This is a genomic window from Streptomyces sp. NPDC048659, assembly GCF_040650575.1.
Lineage (GTDB): Bacteria > Actinomycetota > Actinomycetes > Streptomycetales > Streptomycetaceae > Streptomyces.
In genome coordinates this window covers 89,958-106,434 of sequence record NZ_JBEZHM010000001.1, presented here as the reverse complement: position 1 = coordinate 106,434, position 16,477 = coordinate 89,958, and the positions used below count along the sequence as shown (strand labels likewise).

General features: G+C 71.3%; 14 protein-coding genes and 1 tRNA gene. 8 read left to right on the top strand and 7 right to left on the bottom strand.

Features of this window, described 5'->3' with window-relative positions:
- Positions 1-84 precede the first annotated feature (84 nt).
- Both AB0C99_RS00490 and AB0C99_RS00485 read left to right on the top strand, forming a co-directional pair.
- Positions 85-591: a winged helix-turn-helix domain-containing protein gene (locus AB0C99_RS00490; RefSeq protein ID WP_362467704.1), complete on the top strand. Its 507-nt coding sequence runs from the start codon at positions 85-87 to the stop codon at positions 589-591.
- Between the two features lie 23 nt (positions 592-614).
- On the top strand, positions 615-1,454 hold the full coding sequence (locus AB0C99_RS00485) for a M23 family metallopeptidase (RefSeq protein ID WP_362467702.1): 840 nt from the start codon (positions 615-617) through the stop codon (positions 1,452-1,454).
- A gap of 5 nt (positions 1,455-1,459) precedes the next feature.
- Here the strand turns inward: AB0C99_RS00485 and AB0C99_RS00480 are convergent, their stop codons facing one another.
- Complete coding sequence (locus tag AB0C99_RS00480; protein WP_362467700.1) at positions 1,460-1,882, bottom strand: nuclear transport factor 2 family protein; 423 nt, start codon at positions 1,880-1,882, stop codon at positions 1,460-1,462.
- Positions 1,883-1,948: 66 nt separating this feature from the next.
- Here AB0C99_RS00480 and AB0C99_RS00475 point away from each other — a divergent pair, with 66 nt between their 5' ends.
- Together AB0C99_RS00475 and AB0C99_RS00470 are read left to right on the top strand one after the other, a co-directional pair.
- A complete protein-coding gene (locus AB0C99_RS00475; protein ID WP_362467698.1) occupies positions 1,949-2,746 on the top strand; it encodes a sterol carrier family protein in 798 nt (265 codons plus the stop codon).
- 100 nt (positions 2,747-2,846) lie between these two features.
- Entirely contained in the window at positions 2,847-3,656 is an 810-nt protein-coding gene (locus tag AB0C99_RS00470; protein WP_362467696.1) for an META domain-containing protein, read from the top strand.
- A gap of 19 nt (positions 3,657-3,675) precedes the next feature.
- On the opposite strand, the gene AB0C99_RS00465 is transcribed toward AB0C99_RS00470, so the two are convergent.
- Both AB0C99_RS00465 and AB0C99_RS00460 read right to left on the bottom strand, forming a co-directional pair.
- Positions 3,676-5,091 (bottom strand): sulfatase-like hydrolase/transferase, encoded by a 1,416-nt coding sequence (locus tag AB0C99_RS00465; RefSeq protein WP_362467694.1) that lies wholly within the window; start codon positions 5,089-5,091, stop codon positions 3,676-3,678.
- 106 nt (positions 5,092-5,197) lie between these two features.
- Positions 5,198-5,290, bottom strand: a complete 93-nt coding sequence (locus AB0C99_RS00460; RefSeq protein WP_362467692.1) for a putative leader peptide — start codon at positions 5,288-5,290, stop codon at positions 5,198-5,200.
- 276 nt (positions 5,291-5,566) lie between these two features.
- Between AB0C99_RS00460 and purF the strand changes: the two genes are divergently transcribed.
- Both purF and purM read left to right on the top strand, forming a co-directional pair.
- The gene (purF, locus tag AB0C99_RS00455) at positions 5,567-7,093 is read left to right on the top strand and encodes an amidophosphoribosyltransferase (protein ID WP_362467691.1); all 1,527 of its coding nucleotides are present in this window, start codon (positions 5,567-5,569) and stop codon (positions 7,091-7,093) included.
- 61 nt (positions 7,094-7,154) lie between these two features.
- On the top strand, positions 7,155-8,222 hold the full coding sequence (gene purM / locus AB0C99_RS00450; protein ID WP_362467689.1) for a phosphoribosylformylglycinamidine cyclo-ligase: 1,068 nt from the start codon (positions 7,155-7,157) through the stop codon (positions 8,220-8,222).
- 169 nt (positions 8,223-8,391) lie between these two features.
- Here purM and AB0C99_RS00445 read toward each other — a convergent pair whose 3' ends face one another.
- Entirely contained in the window at positions 8,392-8,649 is a 258-nt protein-coding gene (locus AB0C99_RS00445; RefSeq protein ID WP_351657838.1) for a DUF3073 domain-containing protein, read from the bottom strand.
- 300 nt (positions 8,650-8,949) lie between these two features.
- Positions 8,950-10,038, bottom strand: a complete 1,089-nt coding sequence (locus tag AB0C99_RS00440) for a Glu/Leu/Phe/Val dehydrogenase dimerization domain-containing protein (protein WP_362467687.1) — start codon at positions 10,036-10,038, stop codon at positions 8,950-8,952.
- Between the two features lie 152 nt (positions 10,039-10,190).
- On the opposite strand from AB0C99_RS00440, the gene AB0C99_RS00435 reads away from it, so the two are divergent.
- Together AB0C99_RS00435 and bldC are read left to right on the top strand one after the other, a co-directional pair.
- Entirely contained in the window at positions 10,191-11,045 is an 855-nt protein-coding gene (locus AB0C99_RS00435; RefSeq protein ID WP_362467685.1) for a hypothetical protein, read from the top strand.
- 613 nt (positions 11,046-11,658) lie between these two features.
- Positions 11,659-11,865 carry a developmental transcriptional regulator BldC gene (gene bldC / locus AB0C99_RS00430; RefSeq protein WP_003949541.1) on the top strand — a complete coding sequence of 69 codons (207 nt, stop codon included), beginning with the start codon at positions 11,659-11,661 and terminating at the stop codon, positions 11,863-11,865.
- A 422-nt stretch (positions 11,866-12,287) separates the two neighbouring features.
- On the opposite strand, the gene AB0C99_RS00425 is transcribed toward bldC, so the two are convergent.
- Both AB0C99_RS00425 and hrpA read right to left on the bottom strand, forming a co-directional pair.
- Positions 12,288-12,364, bottom strand: a tRNA-Asp gene (locus tag AB0C99_RS00425).
- 74 nt (positions 12,365-12,438) lie between these two features.
- On the bottom strand, positions 12,439-16,422 hold the full coding sequence (gene hrpA / locus AB0C99_RS00420; protein ID WP_362467683.1) for an ATP-dependent RNA helicase HrpA: 3,984 nt from the start codon (positions 16,420-16,422) through the stop codon (positions 12,439-12,441).
- Positions 16,423-16,477 lie beyond the last annotated feature (55 nt).

Here is a 16,477-nt window from a genome sequence, read left to right as displayed (position 1 = left end):
TTCGGGTCCCGGGCGGGGGCTTCTCCGTGCCCGGATCCGGCCCGCCCTTGCGCAAGGATTACGTAATTACGTAATCTCCATGTCATGGATCTGGAAGAGCGAGTGGCCGAGCTGGAGCGACGCATGGCCGCCCTGGAAGGCGCCGAGGCCCCGGCGCCGGCGCGCGTGGACGGCACGTTCTGGGCCCTCGAAGGGCTCAAGGCGGAGCTCGCCGGGGCCGGGGCGGCGGGCGAGGACGGCGCCGTGCTGTTCACCGGCACGGTCCGGCTGCCGACCCAGGAGCGGTACGAGTGGCAGTTCGGCGCCTTCACGGAGCGGCTGCTCGACGAGGACTGGGCCACGACGGCCGACTCGTTCGCCGCGCTCGGCCATCCCGTACGGCTCCGGCTGCTGCGGGAGGTCCTCGGCGGCCGGCGCACGGCCGCCGAGCTGGCGGAGCTCGACGACACCGGCACGACCGGGCAGGTCTACCACCACCTGCGCCAACTGACCGCCGCGGGCTGGCTCCAGTCCACCGGCCGGGGACGCCACGAGGTCCCGGCCGCCCGGGTCGTCCCGCTCCTCGTCGTCCTCACCGCCGCCCGCCCGTGACCACGACTCCCGAGGGGAAGCCCATGTCCTCCCGCAAGGCACTGCTGCTCCTGCACCGCGCGCTGTGGCTGGTGTTCGTCGTCCAGGCCGTCGGCTCTGTCTTCGTCGAGCCGCCCTACCCGTACGCGGCGGGCTGGCTCCCGGCGATCGCCGCCGCGGGCCTCGGCCTCGGGCTCTCGCTGAGCGCCCGCAAGCGCTTCGCCGCCGCCGGGACCGTCCCGCCCCTCGCGGTGGACCCGCCGGTGACCGGCCGCTGGTCGGCGCTGAACAGCCCGGCCGACCGCACCCCCAGCCACGGCACCCACCACCTCGGCCAGACGTACGCGATCGACATCACGCGCGAGGCGGCGGAGGGGGAGCGGCCCCGGCCCGGCTTCGCGTGGCTGTGGCCCGTGTTCCGCCGCCCGGCGGACTTCCCCGCCTTCGACGCGCCCGTCCTCGCGGTCGCCGACGGGACCGTCACGCACGCCGAGGACCGCCAGCGCGACCACCTCAGCCGCGGCTCGCTGCCCGCGCTGGTCCTGATGCTGCTGGTCGAGGCGGGGTTCCGGGGCCTGGCGGGCGCGCGCCGGGTCACCGGCAACCACCTCGTCCTCGACCTCGGCGACGGTACGTACGCGATGTACGCGCACCTGCGGCGCGGCTCGCTCGCGGTGCGGCCGGGCGACCGGGTCCGCGCGGGCCAGGAGCTAGCCCGCTGCGGCAACTCGGGCAACTCCTCCGAGCCGCACGTCCACTTCCAGCTCATGGACGGCCCCGACCTGGACACCGCGCGGGGCGTCCCCTTCACCTGGACCGGGGTCGGCGTCCCGGCGAACGGGGAGGTCTTCACCGCACCGGAGCCCGCGCCCCACGCCCCCTGACCGTCCTAGGCCCCGTCGTCCTCCCGCCCCCAGAAGGAGTCCGCCTCGACGATGTCGGCGACGCACTCGTCGATGTCGGTGATCTTGCCGCCGACCAGGGTGAAGAAGAGGCCGCCGGCCATCTCGATGCCGCGGTCGCCGCGGTCGGCGTGGAAGCGGTGGACGGACATGGCGTGCCCGCGCCCGTCCACGAAGACGTCGCCGAGCTCGACGCGGAAGGTGCCGCCGGTCAGCTCGGCGAGCTTCGCGTAATAGCCGCCGAGGACGTTGTCCCGGCCCTTGTAGTGCCCCGCGATCCGGCTCCCGCCGGGTACGTGGTGAGTGCAGTCGCTGGTCATCAGCCCCGCCAGCGTCTCCATGTCACCCGAGCCGAACGCTTCGTAGCCCCGGCGGACCAGGGCGGCGTCGGGGTGTTCGTGATGGGTCATGGTCCCCTCGCCTGCTTTCGCTCGCGATTGGTCCCTTCCTTCCAGTCTCGCGGTTAGCCTCGGGCCATGCCACCCACCAAGAAGCGCGCCCAGCGCGTCCGCTCCTATGACTCCGCCAAGACCCGCGCCGCCGTCTCCGCCCAGTTCGGGCACGTGCGGGACGCGCTCCGGGCGCTCCCGCCGGAGGCGCTCGACGGGCCCACGCGGCTGGGCACGTGGACGGTGCGGGAGCTGGCCGGGCACCTCGCGTGGATGGTCGGCTCGGTGCCCGAGCTGCTGGCCGCGCCCGAGCCGGCGGCGCGGGAACTCGCCCTCCTCGACTGGCCGTCCGCGACCGCCTCGGCGGCCGGGCGGATCGACGAGCGGACCCGGGAGGTCCCGACCGACGACCTGGCCGGGCTGTACGAGCGGACGGCGGCGGCGTACGCGACGGCGGTGGCGGCGGCGCCGGACACCCGGCTGCTCCCGGTGAGCTTCGGGGCGATGACCCTGGCCGACTTCCTGGTCACCCGGACCGTCGAACTGGTCGTCCACACCGACGACCTGAGCGCGGCGACCGGCGTGGAGATCCCGTACGACCGGCAGGCCCTCGCCGCCTGCACCCGGCTGCTGGCCGACACGCTCGCGGCGCGGGCGCCGGGCGGCTCGGTGGAGGTGCGGATCCCGCCGTACGCGGTGGTGCAGTGCGTCGAGGGCCCCCGGCACACGAGGGGCACCCCGCCGAACGTCGTCGAGACCGACCCGCTGACCTGGATCCGGCTGGCGACCGGCCGCGCGGAGTGGGCGGCCGAGCTGGACGCGGCCCGGGTGAGCGCGAGCGGGGAACGGGCGGACCTGGCGGGGCTGCTGCCGCTGATGGGCTGAGCGGGCCGGTACGGAAGGGGCCTCGGCTCCGTACGGGAGGGGTCCCGGCCCCGTCCGGAAGGCCCCGGAACCGTCCGGCGGCCTCGCCCGTCCCACCCCCATGAAGACGCCGCGCGTGTACGCCGCCCTGGTCCCGCTGGTCTTCCTCGCCGCCTGCGGTACGCAGCGGGGCGCGGATCCCGGCGCCGGGACCGTCGCTCCCGCGCTGCCCGTCGCGGGCACCGACTGGACCGTCGGCGCGGTCACGGTCGACGGCGCCCGGTCGGTGGCCCCGCCCGGGGCGCGGGTGGCGTTCACGGCGGACGGGCGGGTCCGGGGCAGCAGCGGCTGCAACGCCTTCGGCGCCGCCGTCACGGTGTCCGGCGACTCCCTCACCGTCGCGCCGAGCGAGGTCACCGCGATGGGCTGCCCCGCCGACCAGGCGCGTTTCGAGGCGGCGTTCCTGAAGGCGTTCAGCGGCGAGCTCAAGGGCGGGCTGAAGGGGACGGCGCTCACCCTGACCTCGCCCGACGGGCGCCGGGGCGTGGAGCTGACCGCCGAGCCCGACGCCCCGCTGACCGGCACGGCCTGGACGGTGGACGCGCTGCTCTCCGGGAAGACCGCCGCGTCCCTCCCGGCGGGCGCCGCGGGCAAGGCGGTGCTGACCTTCGGCAAGGACGGGCGGCTCACCGGCAGCCTCGGCTGCAACAGGGTCACCGCCCCGGCGGAGATCGACACCAAGGCGAAGACGATCACCCTCGGCGCGCTCGCGACCACCCGGATGATCTGCACGGGCCCGCAGATGGACCTGGAGACCAGGATGTACGAGGCCCTCGACGGCCCGCTGCGCTACCGGCTTGAGCACCGCACCCTGACCGTCACGGACGCGGACGGCCAGGGCTTCACGGCGACGGCGGCGCAGGCTCCCTGAGCGGAGGGCGGGCCCGGGATCAGCCCGGGTACGGCAGCAGCCCCGCGTCCACCCGCTCCCACGCGGCCCGCAGCGCGGCGAGCCGCGCCGGTTCGGACACCGCCCGGTCGGCCTGCTCGCGGGCGTCCTCGCGGAGGTGGAAGAGCTGGTCGCGCCCGTTCTTGCCCCGGTAGTACTTCCAGTCGCCCCGGCGCAGCGCCCGCTCGCCGCGCACCCGCCAGAACAGGTCGCGCTCGGCGGGCGCGTGGCCGCGCAGCAGGTGCCCGGCGAGGCTGGTGCCGTCCAGCGGGTGGGCGGGGTGCGGGCGGGCGCCGCCGATCTCCAGGAGGGTCGCGGTCCAGTCCGGCGAGAACACGGGCAGGTCGCTGACCTGGCCGCCGTCGATGGCGGCGGGCCAGCGCAGGATGGACGGGACGCGGATGCCGCCCTCCTGGAGGGAGCCCTTGTTCCCGGCGAGCGGCCAGTTGTAGGAGAAGCGCTCGCCGCCGTTGTCGCTGCCGAAGAAGACCAGGGTGTCGCGCTCGCGGCCGGCCCGGCGCAGCGCGGCGAGCACCTGGCCGACGGAGCGGTCGAGGTCCTCGACCATCTCCGCGTACTTCTCGACCGAGCCGCCGTCCTGGTGCCAGAGGGCGGACCGGTCGCCGGCCTTGATGCGGCGGACGATCTCGGCGCCGGCCTCCTCGTCGCCGTCGGCTATCCAGGGCCAGTGCGGGGTCGTGAAGTTGAGGTTGAGGAGGAAGGGCCGGTCGTGGTCGCGGGAGACGTACTCGCTCGCGCGCTCGGTCAGGATCCGGGTGTAGTAGCGCAGGTCCTTGTACGTGGCGTCGCCCTCGTACAGGTCGTACTCGCCGCCGAGGCCCAGCTTGGAGTAGTACTCCAGCGCGCCGCCGAAGTTGCCGAAGAACTCGTCCCAGCCGGAGCGGGTGGGGGAGTAGTCGGGCAGGTAGCCGCAGTGCCACTTGCCGATGAGGGCGGTGGCGTAGCCGGCCCCGCGCAGCAGCGAGGCGAGCGTGGGGTGGGTGGGGTCGAGGCCGACGGACTTGTCGGCGATGGGCTCGGCGAGCCCGCCCTCGGTGCGGCCGGGGTAGCGGCCGGTGTAGAGGCTGAAGCGGGTGGGGGAGCAGGTCGCGGAGCCGGAGTACGCGTCGGTGAAGCGGACGCCCTGGCGGGCGAGCCGGTCCAGGTGCGGGGTGCGGATGTGCGGGGAGCCGTACGAGGAGAGGTCGGCCCAGCCGAGGTCGTCGCCGAGGATGAAGAGGATGTTGGGTCGCTTGGGGTGGCGTCCGGGCGCGGCCCGGAAGGGACGTTCCGCCACGGCGGCGGCACCGTCCTGGCCGTTCTGAGCGGCGGCGGCGGCCGGGGCGCCGAGGGCGACGGCGGCGGCGCTCCCGAGGGCGGCCCCGCCGAGGGCGCGACGGGACAGGGACGAGGACATACGGGTCTCCCGTGGGGAAAGCGGAGTGAAAGGGGCGCGTGCGGGCGCGCGGGAACGGGCCCGGAGGCGCGGGGTTCCCGGAGGCGGGGTGCGGCGAGGGGGAGGTTCAGGCGCAGCGACAGATCGCGCTCGCGACACGGACCAGGTCCACGTGCCGGCGCGCCACGAGCGTGACCGAGCGGTCACGGGAAGGCTGCATGATCAGAAAGCCTGGCGGAGGGCCTCGGGGGGTGTCAACGACCGTCCCGCACCGTGGACTCCGTCACATCCCGACCGTCCGCCCCGTCCCGTACGGGCGCCCGTCGGGCGGGGTCCCGCCACCGGCTACCGGCTGGTAACCCTTACGGCCCTTGCTTTGTGGGCTCCGACAAGGATCCAAGGATCAGTTCGTGCGATCGCACGAGCGAGAAGGGGGGCCTACCACGGCCCGTTCGCGAGTTCGGACCGATCGGCGATCTCGCCTACACTCGGAGCCGTGCCACGTGGTGACGGTCGACTCAATCACGATCTGCTCCCCGGCGAGAAAGGCCCCCAGGACGCGTGTGGCGTCTTCGGTGTCTGGGCTCCGGGTGAAGAGGTCGCAAAGCTCACGTACTTCGGGCTCTACGCCCTCCAGCATCGGGGTCAGGAATCCGCGGGAATCGCGGTAAGCAACGGCTCCCAGATCCTCGTCTTCAAGGACATGGGCCTCGTGTCCCAGGTCTTCGACGAGACCTCTCTCGGTTCCCTCCAAGGTCATATCGCGGTCGGTCACGCCCGCTACTCGACCACCGGGGCCTCCGTGTGGGAGAACGCGCAGCCGACGTTCCGGGCGACCGCCCACGGCTCGATCGCGCTCGGCCACAACGGCAACCTGGTGAACACGGCGAAGCTCGCCGAGATGGTCGCCGAACTCCCCAAGCGGGAGGGCCGGTCCACTCAGGTCGCCGCCACCAACGACACCGATCTGGTCACCGCGCTCCTCGCGGGCCAGTCGGACGAGGACGGCAAGCCGCTCACCATCGAGCAGGCCGCCGCGAAGGTCCTCCCCGAGGTCCGGGGCGCCTTCTCCCTCGTCTTCATGGACGAGCACACGCTCTACGCCGCCCGTGACCCGCAGGGCATCCGCCCGCTGGTCCTCGGCCGGCTGGAGCGCGGCTGGGTCGTCGCCTCGGAGTCCGCCGCCCTCGACATCTGCGGCGCGACCTTCGTCCGCGAGGTCGAGCCGGGCGAGCTCGTCGCCATCGACGAGAACGGCATCCGCACCTCGCGATTCGCAGAAGCGAAGCCCAAGGGCTGTGTCTTCGAGTACGTCTACCTGGCCCGCCCCGACACCGACATCGCCGGGCGCAACGTGTACCTCTCCCGCGTGGAGATGGGCCGCAAGCTGGCCAAGGAGGCGCCCGTCGAGGCCGACCTGGTGATAGCGACGCCGGAGTCGGGCACCCCGGCCGCCATCGGCTACGCGGAGGCGTCCGGCATCCCGTTCGGCGCCGGCCTGGTCAAGAACGCCTACGTCGGCCGGACCTTCATCCAGCCCTCCCAGACCATCCGCCAGCTGGGCATCCGGCTGAAGCTGAACCCCCTCAAGGAAGTCATCAAGGGGAAGAAGCTCGTGGTCGTCGACGACTCGATCGTCCGCGGCAACACCCAGCGCGCGCTGGTCCGGATGCTCCGCGAGGCCGGCGCGGCCGAGGTCCACATCCGGATCTCCTCGCCGCCGGTCAAGTGGCCCTGCTTCTTCGGCATCGACTTCGCCACCCGCGCGGAGCTGATCGCCAACGGGATGACCGTCGAGGAGATCGGCAAGTCGCTGGGCGCGGACTCGCTCTCGTACATCTCCCTGGAGGGGATGATCGAGGCGACCACGATCCAGAAGCCGAACCTCTGCCGTGCCTGCTTCGACGGCGAGTACCCGATGGAGCTTCCGGACCCCGAGCTGCTCGGCAAGCAGCTCCTGGAGACCGAGCTGGCCGCGGGTCCGGCGGCCACCGCGGCCGCGGACGCCCTCCGCCGCCCGTAAGCGCGTCACGCCCGTAAGACCCCGCTGCGCCCCCGCAGTACGACACGAAAGTTCTGAAGCCATGTCTCAGGCCACCGGTGCCAGCTACGCGAGCGCGGGCGTCGACATCGAAGCGGGCGACCGCGCCGTCGAGCTCATGAAGGAGTGGGTCAAGAAGACCCGGCGCCCCGAGGTCCTCGGCGGCCTCGGCGGCTTCGCCGGGCTCTTCGACGCCTCCGCCCTCAAGCGCTACGAGCGCCCGCTGCTCGCCTCGGCGACCGACGGCGTCGGCACGAAGGTCGACATCGCCCGCCAGCTCGGCGTGTACGACACCATCGGCCACGACCTGGTCGCCATGGTCATGGACGACATCGTCGTCTGCGGCGCCGAGCCGCTCTTCATGACCGACTACATCTGCGTCGGCAAGGTGCACCCCGAGCGGGTCGCGGCCATCGTCAAGGGCATCGCCGAGGGCTGTGTCCTCGCGGGCTGCGCCCTGGTCGGCGGCGAGACGGCGGAGCACCCGGGCCTGCTCGGCCCGGACGACTTCGACGTGGCCGGCGCCGGCACCGGTGTCGTCGAGCACGACCTGCTGCTCGGCCCGGATCGCATCCGTACGGGTGACGCGGTCATCGCGATGGCCTCCTCCGGTCTTCACTCCAACGGGTACTCGCTCGTCCGCCACGTGGTCTTCGACCGCGCCGGCATGACCCTGGACCAGCGGGTCGAGGAGCTCGGCCGCACGCTGGGCGAGGAGCTCCTGGAGCCCACCAAGATCTACTCGCTGGACTGCCTGGCGCTCACCCGGACCACCGAGGTGCACGCCTTCAGCCACATCACGGGCGGCGGCCTGGCCGCCAACCTGGCGCGGGTGATCCCGGACGGCCTGCACGCCACCGTGGACCGCTCGACCTGGACCCCCGGCGCGATCTTCGACCTGGTCGGCAGGGCCGGGCAGGTGGAGCGCCTGGAGCTGGAGAAGACCCTGAACATGGGCGTCGGCATGATGGCCGTCGTCCCCGCCGAGTCGGTGGACGCCGCCCTCACCACGCTGGCCGACCGGGGCGTCGAGTCCTGGGTGGCCGGTGAGATCACCGAGCGCGGCGACAAGGAGACCGGCGCCGAGCTGGTCGGCGACTACGCGAAGTAGGACCGCGCGGGAAGCCGGCGAGCCACAGTCGAGTGGCGAAACCTACGAAGGGGCGCCTCCCCAGGGGGCGCCCCTTCGTCGTTTCCGCCGAAGGGCGGCCCGCTACGGCACCCGGACAGCGCAAAACCCGGTCCGGGGTACCCCGGACCGGGCTGCGATGTTCAGAAGGTCAAGCGCGACGCTGAGTGGACGCCGGACCGGACTCGTCGTCCTCGTCCTCGTCGTCCGTGTTGTAGAGATCCGCGTACTGCGCGTACGGGTCGTCTTCCTCGTCGTCGTCGTCCTCGAACGGCTCGCCATTCGGCGGCTGATTCGAGGTCGATGCGCCCAGCTCATTGGCCAGACGCGACAGGTCAGTCCCGCCGCTGCTGTACTTCAGCTGGCGGGCGACCTTCGTCTGCTTGGCCTTTGCCCGGCCGCGCCCCATGGCTCGACCCCCTCGGTGACGGGGCTCGACGGCCCCAGAGTCTTGACACGCGTTCATGATCCGGAACGGACTCTCGAATGAGAGACCGGTCCGTAGGGCTTCAACGGTACCTGTTTCCGTCGGTCTACGGTACGCCGTGCGCATCACATACCTCGGTACAGAACCACCGAGGCGCCCCGTCCTCGCTGGTCAGTCGCGATTTTAACCCCTTCTTGAGGGGCGACCCGCCGATCGGCGTGAGCGAAGTCTCCCGAATGTGTCCGGGAACGCTCCCCGTCGGCGGGCCGGTCCCGGCGAGGGTCAGGCGCGGCGCGCGTCCGCCATGCGCTGTTCGGCGATCCGGTCGGCCGCCGCGGCCGGCGGAATCCCGTCGGACTTCGCACGTGCGAAGATTTCGAGGGTGGTGTCGAAGATCTTCGTCGCCTTGGCCTTGCAGCGGTCGAAGTCGAAGCCGTGCAGCTCGTCGGCGACCTGGATCACGCCGCCGGCGTTGACCACGTAGTCGGGCGCGTAGAGGATGCCGCGCTCGGAGAGGTCCTTCTCGACACCGGGGTGCGCGAGCTGGTTGTTGGCCGCGCCGCAGACGATCTTCGCGGTCAGCACGGGCACGGTGGCGTCGTTCAGCGCCCCGCCGAGCGCGCAGGGGGCGTAGACGTCCAGGCCCTCGGTGCGGATCAGCGCGTCGGTGTCGGCGGCCACGGAGACCTGGGGGAACTTCTCGGTGATCCGGCGCACCGACTCCTCGCGGACGTCGGTGACGACGACCTCGGCCCCGTCGGCGACCAGGTGCTCGACCAGGTAGTGGCCGACCTTGCCGACGCCGGCCACGCCGACCTTGCGGCCCCGCAGGGTGGGGTCGCCCCAGAGGACCTGCGCGGAGGCGCGCATGCCCTGGAAGACGCCGAAGGCGGTGAGGACAGAGGAGTCGCCGGCGCCGCCGTTCTCGGGGGAGCGGCCGGTGGTCCACCGGTTGGTGCGGGCCACCACGTCCATGTCGGCCACGTAGGTGCCGACGTCGCAGGCCGTCACGTACCGTCCGCCGAGGGAGGCCACGAAGCGCCCGTAGGCGAGCAGCAGTTCCTCGGTCTTGACCGTCTCGGGGTCGCCGATGATCACGGCCTTGCCGCCGCCGTGGTCGAGCCCGGCCATGGCGTTCTTGTACGACATGCCGCGGGCGAGGTTCAGCGCGTCGGCGACGGCCTCCGCCTCGGTGGCGTACGGGTAGAAGCGGGTGCCCCCGAGGGCCGGGCCCAGGGCGGTGTTGTGGAGGGCGATGACGGCCTTGAGGCCGGTGGCGCGGTCCTGGCACAGCACGACGTGTTCGTGGCCGCCCTGTTCCGAGTGGAACAGGGTGTGCAGTACATCAGGAACGCCGGTCACATCGGTCACGGTGGTGACTCCCAAGCTGATGCGGCGGAAGGTCCCCCCTGCGGGTGGGGGTGGGACCAGGTCGGCACGAGGGTAAGTCCTACCTGGCCGTAGCAGGGGCGCAGTGCTGAGGATCACCCCTTCAGGAGTACCTACGTGGAAGGATTTGCGACATGACGGACTCGTCCGCCCTGTCCTCGGTGCGGGTTCCGTACGCCGCCTATCTGAGGGTGTACGAGCCGCTGGCGGCGTTCCCGGAGCCGGAGCGGTCCCACTGGGCGCGCTACGCGGCCCGTACGGACCTCCCGGACGCCCAGCGGGAACTGCGCCGCTCGCTGGCGGACTTGGTGCGGGTGCCGCCCGTCCCGGTGCCCGCGCGGGAGAGCGCGGACGCCTTCGTGCTGACCGTGGAGGGCGCGGTCCTGGTCTGCCCCTGGCGGACCCGGCTGCGCGGTCTGCTGGCCCTGGAGGAGCTGGTGGCGGGGACGCTGCCGGCGCCGGTGCTGGACGCGATGGTGCCGCCGGAGGCGCGGGCGCGGGTGGCGGCGGAGCACGAGCGGTGGCGGGAGCGGAATCCGGACGCGCGGCCGTGGATCCGGGGCGCGGTCTGGCACGTGCCGCTGCGCTGGTTCGCGCTCTTCTCGGACGAGGAGCGAGAGTACGGGCCGGGGGACCGGGAGCGCCCTGCGGTGCTGCGCTACCGGACGCCGATGGCGCAGGCGCGGCGGCGGCTGGCGCGGGCGCTGCGGGCGCTGCGGGGGGCGGTCGAGGAGGGCGCCATGACGGAGGGTCTGACCGAGGTGGGGCGCTGGCTGGAGGAGTTCCACCCGAGGGCGGTGGTGGAGCTCGACTACGGGGGCCTGGTGCACGCGCTGGCGCCGGCGGCGATGGCGGCGGACCGGACGGCGGCGGACCTGGCGGAGGGGATCGCGGCGCTGCGGGACGGCGACGAGGAGCTGGCGCGGGAGGTGTACGGGCGGCTGGCGGAGCGCTGGCGGGCGGTCCGGGATCTCCAGTTCGCGAACTGAGCCGGAATCCGGCACGAATCGGCCCCGTGGCCGGTTTGTGACCTACTCGAAACCGACCACTGTCCCGGTTATCGACATAATGGGTCCATCCGGTGTCGATGATCTTCATCGGTGGACGCTTGTTCGGGTCCTAGGTCGGTACGTGTGGGGTCGTTGGGTCGGATGGGGCAGGACGTAGGTCCCGATCCGGGCCTTTGGCTCAAGGGTGACGGATAGCACTTACCGCACCCTTGCGCCCATCACCCACCCTCGTGTCAAAATAGGACAAGGAGTCCGGGGAGGGTTCCTTCCGCCCAAGTAAGGGCGGAATGCTCGACATTGCACTCTATGGGGGGTCTGAGGACTCCTGATCGCTCTGTGACTGATCGTCACAGTGGCGTGACTGTCCGTTATGGCATGGTCCATCGACTTCCGCCGCTGATGAACACCTGCGAGGGCAATTCCATCGGTTTGGCCGACGTGGCTGGACGGATGGTGTAGTTGTAGTGCCGAGGACAAGCCGTTCGTCCTATAACCGACTCGGCCCGCTTCTGCCATTTCGGGCAACGCGGGTCAAGGTGCAGAATTTAGAGGAAAGAACCGAGAAGGTTCGGTTCTCCCGAGGAGGCCGCTCATGACCGCTCGCACCCCTGATGCCGAGCCGCTGCTGACCCCCGCCGAGGTTGCCACGATGTTCCGCGTGGACCCGAAGACGGTGACCCGTTGGGCGAAGGCGGGCAAGCTCACGTCCATCCGCACCCTGGGTGGGCACCGCCGGTACCGCGAGGCCGAGGTTCGCGCCCTGCTGGCGGGCATTCCGCAGCAGCGCAGCGAAGCCTGAGGCGCTCGCGATTCAAGCAACACCCCGTAATACCCGCACCACCGGGCACGTTCCGGGTCCCCCAACCCGGTCCGCCCACCCCAAGCTCTGCTGACGCGTCGCCTGCCCCAACAGGCTCTCCGTCATCGATCGCGCTGGACTCCGCCGGGTTCAGCGCGATCTTTTTTGTGTCCGTCGCCGGCCTCGTCTGGGCCGTGCAATTGCACATATTAAATTCGAGGCATGTAGGCAGGGCGTAAGTGAAGCGCTTTCGAAAACGGATTGAGTGACACCCGTCACATCGTCAGACTCTTGCCACAGAACAAGCCTTCCACCTCCGGGCGCCCCGCCGACGCTCCGTTGGTCACCCCTTGCCGGGACCTTGGTCCCTCGGCGCCGGGAACGCAAGAAGGCCCGCACCGATCGGTGCGGGCCTTCTTCACTGGCGACTCTGACGGGACTTGAACCCGCGACCTCCACCTTGACAGGGTGGCGAGCTAACCAACTGCTCCACAGAGCCTTGCTCACAGCCTCTCTTGAGCGGCTGCGAGACAGACTCTACAGCAGGTCAGGGGGTGCGGTCGAACCGGCCTGTCACGGGGCCGCGGCGTCGATCGCCTTCACGATCCGCTTGTCCGAGATCGGGTACGCCGTGCCCAGCGCGTGCGCGAAGTAGCTCACCCGCAGCTCCTCGATCATCCAGCGGATGTCCGTGACCTCCGTCGGCACCGGACGGCCCTTCGGGAGCTGTTCGAGCAGCCACGCGTACTCGTCGAGCATCTCGTGGACCTTCTCCATCCGGGTGGTGTCCCGCTGGACCCCGGTCGGCATCTGCTGGAGCCTGCGGTCCACCGCCACCAGGTAGCGCATCAGGTCGGGCAGCCGCTTCAGCCCCGTACGGGTGACGAACCCGGCCGGCACCAGCCAGGCCAGCTGCTCGCGCACGTCGGTCAGGTTGTTGATCAGCGCCAGGCTGTTCGTCGACTTGAGCCGCCGCTGGCACGCCTGCCAGGCCGCCAGGATCTGCTGCACCTGGCCCACGGTCCGCACGGTCGTGTCCACCAGATCGGCGCGCACCTTGTCGTACAGCTTCCGGAAGGACTCCTCGTCCCAGGCCGGCCCGCCGTGGTCCGCGATCAGCTTGTCGGCCGCCGCGGTCGCGCAGTCCTCGAAGAGCGCCTGCACCGAGCCGTGCGGATTCGCCGACAGGGCGAGCTTCTGCTGGTTGGTCAGCCGATCCGAGGCGAACTTCGCCGGGTTCACCGGGATGTTCAGCATGATCAGCTTCCGGGTGCCCCGCCACATCGCGAGCTGCTGCTCGGCCTCCGTGTCGAAGAGCCGCACGGCCACGCTGTCGCCCTCGTCGACCAGCGCCGGGTACGCCTTCACCGGCTGGCCGGCCCGCCGGGTCTCGAAGACCTTCGTGAGCGTCCCGATCGTCCACTCCTTGAGCCCTGAGCGCTCCAGGGAGGGCCCGGAGCCGTCCGGGCCGCCCGTCGCCGCCGCGGCGGCCTTGGAGAGCGCCTGACGGGCCTTGGGGCGCAGCGCCAGCTTCAGCGCCTCCAGGTCCTTGTCCTCGGCCAGCTTGCGGCGCCGCTCGTCGACGATCCGGAAGGTGATCTTCAGGTGATCGGGCAGCTTCGCCCAGTCGAAGTCCTCGGCGGTCAGCGGGACGCCGACCATCCGCTGGAGCTCGCGGGCCATCGCCGTCGTCAGCGGCTCCTGGACGGGCACGACCGCGTCCAGGAAGCGGGAGGCGAAGTTCGGCGCCGGCACGTAGTGGCGGCGGATCGGCTTGGGGAGGGACCGGATCAGCTCCGTGACGACCTCCTCGCGCAGCCCCGGGATCTGCCACTCGAAGCCCTCGTCGGTCACCTGGTTCAGCACCTGGAGCGGCATGTGCACGGTCACGCCGTCCGCGTCCGCGCCCGGCTCGAACTGGTACGTCACCCGGAACTTCAGCGCGCCCTGCCGCCACGAGTCCGGGTAGTCGTCCTTGGTGACCGCCCCCGCCTTCTCGTTGATGAGCATCTCGCGCTCGAAGTCGAGGAACTCCGGCTCCTCGTGGCGCTTGTGCTTCCACCACGAGTCGAAGTGCGCGCCCGAGACGACGTGCTCGGGCACCCGCTTGTCGTAGAAGTCGAAGAGCGTCTCGTCGTCGACGAGGATGTCCCGGCGCCGCGCCCGGTGCTCCAGCTCCTCGACCTCGGTGAGCAGCTTGCGGTTGTCGGCGAAGAACTTGTGGTGGGTGCGCCAGTCGCCCTCGACCAGCGCGTTGCGGATGAACAGCTCGCGGGAGACCTCGGGGTCGATCCGGCCGTAGTTCACCTTGCGGTCGGCGACGATCGGCACGCCGTACAGCGTCACCTTCTCGAAGGCCATGACCGCGGCCTGGTCCTTCTCCCAGTGCGGCTCGCTGTACGTCTTCTTCACGAGGTGCTGGGCCAGCGGCTCGATCCACTCGGGCTCGATGCGCGCGTTCACCCGCGCCCACAGCCGCGAGGTCTCCACCAGCTCGGCGGACATGACGAAGCGCGGCGGCTTCTTGAAGAGCGCGGAACCGGGGAAGATCGCGAACTTGGCGTTCCGGGCGCCCACGTACTCGCTCCGGGAGCCCTCCCGCTTCCCGTCCCGGCCGCCGCCGCTCCCGCCGTCCTTGGACTCCTTCACGTCCTTCAGGCCGATGTGGGAGAGCAGCCCGGACAGCAGGGAGACGTGGACCGACTGCTCGGGCGCGTCCTCCTCGTTGAGGTGTATCCCCATCTGCTTGGCGACCGTCCGCAGCTGGGCGTAGATGTCCTGCCACTCCCGGATCCGCAGGAAGTTCAGGTACTCCTGCTTGCACATCCGGCGGAACGAGCTGGAGCCGCGCTCCTTCTGCTGCTCGCGGACGTAGCGCCACAGGTTCAGGAAGGCGAGGAAGTCGCTCGTCTCGTCCTTGAAGCGGGCGTGCTGCTGGTCGGCCTGCGCCTGCTTCTCGGCGGGCCGCTCGCGCGGGTCCTGGATGGAGAGCGCGGCGGCGATCACCATGACCTCGCGGACGCAGCCGTTCCGGTCGGCCTCCAGGACCATCCGGGCCAGCCGCGGGTCCACGGGCAGCTGGGAGAGCTTGCGCCCCTGCTCGGTGAGCCGCTTCTTCGGGTCCTTCTCGTTCGGGTTCAGCGCGCCGAGCTCCTGGAGGAGCTGCACGCCGTCCCGGATGTTGCGGTGGTCCGGCGGGTCGATGAAGGGGAACTTCTCGATCTCGCCGAGGCCGGCCGCGGTCATCTGGAGGATGACGGAGGCCAGGTTGGTGCGCAGGATCTCGGCGTCGGTGAACTCCGGCCGGGTGAGGAAGTCGTCCTCGGAGTACAGCCGGACGCAGATGCCGTCGCTGGTGCGCCCGCAGCGGCCCTTGCGCTGGTTGGCGCTGGCCTGGCTGACCGGCTCGATCGGCAGCCGCTGGACCTTGGTGCGGTGCGAGTAGCGCGAGACGCGGGCGGTGCCCGGATCGATCACGTACTTGATGCCGGGGACGGTCAGGGAGGTCTCGGCCACGTTCGTCGCCAGCACGATCCGGCGGCCGGAGTGTGCCTGGAAGACCCGGTGCTGCTCGGCGTGGGACAGGCGCGCGTACAGCGGCAGCACCTCGGTGTTCCGCAGCCGCTTCTTGATGAGCGCGTCGGCGGTGTCGCGGATCTCCCGCTCGCCGGAGAGGAAGACCAGGATGTCGCCGGGGCCCTCGGCCTGGAGCTCGTCGACCGCGTCGCAGATCGCCGTGATCTGGTCCCGGTCGGCCTCCTCGCTGTCCTCCTCCAAGAGCGGGCGGTAGCGCACCTCGACCGGATACGTACGCCCGCTGACCTCGACGATCGGCGCGTCGCCGAAGTGGCGGGAGAAGCGCTCGGGGTCGATGGTCGCGGAGGTGATGACGACCTTGAGGTCGGGGCGCTTCGGCAGCAGCTGGGCCAGGTAGCCGAGCAGGAAGTCGATGTTGAGGGACCGCTCGTGGGCCTCGTCGATGATGATCGTGTCGTAGGCGCGCAGCTCGCGGTCGGTCTGGATCTCGGCGAGCAGGATGCCGTCCGTCATCAGCTTCACGAAGGTGCCCTCGGGGTTCACCTGGTCGGTGAAGCGCACCTTCCAGCCGACGGCCTCGCCCAGCGGGGTGCGGAGCTCCTCCGCGACGCGCTCGGCGACCGTGCGGGCGGCGATCCGGCGGGGCTGGGTGTGCCCGATCATACCCCGGACGCCCCGGCCCAGCTCCAGACAGATCTTCGGGATCTGCGTGGTCTTGCCGGAGCCGGTCTCACCGGCGACGATCACGACCTGGTGGTCGCGTATCGCCTCCAGGATCTCGTCCTTCTTCTGCGAGACGGGCAGCTGTTCCGGATACGTGACCGCGGGCACGCGCGCGGCGCGCGCGTCGACCCGTTCCTTGGCCTTCCCGGCCTCGGCGGCGATCTCGTCCAGGACGGCCTCACGGGCCTCGGGCTTGCGGATGCGGCGGGCGCCTTCGAGACGGCGGCCGAGCCGGTGGGAGTCCCGCAGCGAGACCTCGGCCAGGACGGACTGGAGGGCGGCGAAGGAAGTAGACATACGGGATCCAGGATCGCACCTGCGGCCGAGAAGCGGCGAACCGATTTACGAGGGC

What these genes read in the sequence shown, in the direction of transcription:
- AB0C99_RS00490 (WP_362467704.1), top strand. Translation starts at nt 85, where the DNA reads ATGGATCTGGAAGAGCGAGTGGCCGAGCTGGAGCGACGCATGGCCGCC.
- AB0C99_RS00485 (WP_362467702.1), top strand. Translation starts at nt 615, where the DNA reads ATGTCCTCCCGCAAGGCACTGCTGCTCCTGCACCGCGCGCTGTGGCTG.
- AB0C99_RS00480 (WP_362467700.1), bottom strand. Translation starts at nt 1,882, where the DNA reads ATGACCCATCACGAACACCCCGACGCCGCCCTGGTCCGCCGGGGCTAC.
- AB0C99_RS00475 (WP_362467698.1), top strand. Translation starts at nt 1,949, where the DNA reads ATGCCACCCACCAAGAAGCGCGCCCAGCGCGTCCGCTCCTATGACTCC.
- AB0C99_RS00470 (WP_362467696.1), top strand. Translation starts at nt 2,847, where the DNA reads ATGAAGACGCCGCGCGTGTACGCCGCCCTGGTCCCGCTGGTCTTCCTC.
- AB0C99_RS00465 (WP_362467694.1), bottom strand. Translation starts at nt 5,091, where the DNA reads ATGTCCTCGTCCCTGTCCCGTCGCGCCCTCGGCGGGGCCGCCCTCGGG.
- AB0C99_RS00460 (WP_362467692.1), bottom strand. Translation starts at nt 5,290, where the DNA reads ATGCAGCCTTCCCGTGACCGCTCGGTCACGCTCGTGGCGCGCCGGCAC.
- purM (WP_362467689.1), top strand. Translation starts at nt 7,155, where the DNA reads ATGTCTCAGGCCACCGGTGCCAGCTACGCGAGCGCGGGCGTCGACATC.
- AB0C99_RS00445 (WP_351657838.1), bottom strand. Translation starts at nt 8,649, where the DNA reads ATGGGGCGCGGCCGGGCAAAGGCCAAGCAGACGAAGGTCGCCCGCCAG.
- AB0C99_RS00435 (WP_362467685.1), top strand. Translation starts at nt 10,191, where the DNA reads ATGACGGACTCGTCCGCCCTGTCCTCGGTGCGGGTTCCGTACGCCGCC.
- bldC (WP_003949541.1), top strand. Translation starts at nt 11,659, where the DNA reads ATGACCGCTCGCACCCCTGATGCCGAGCCGCTGCTGACCCCCGCCGAG.
- hrpA (WP_362467683.1), bottom strand. Translation starts at nt 16,422, where the DNA reads ATGTCTACTTCCTTCGCCGCCCTCCAGTCCGTCCTGGCCGAGGTCTCG.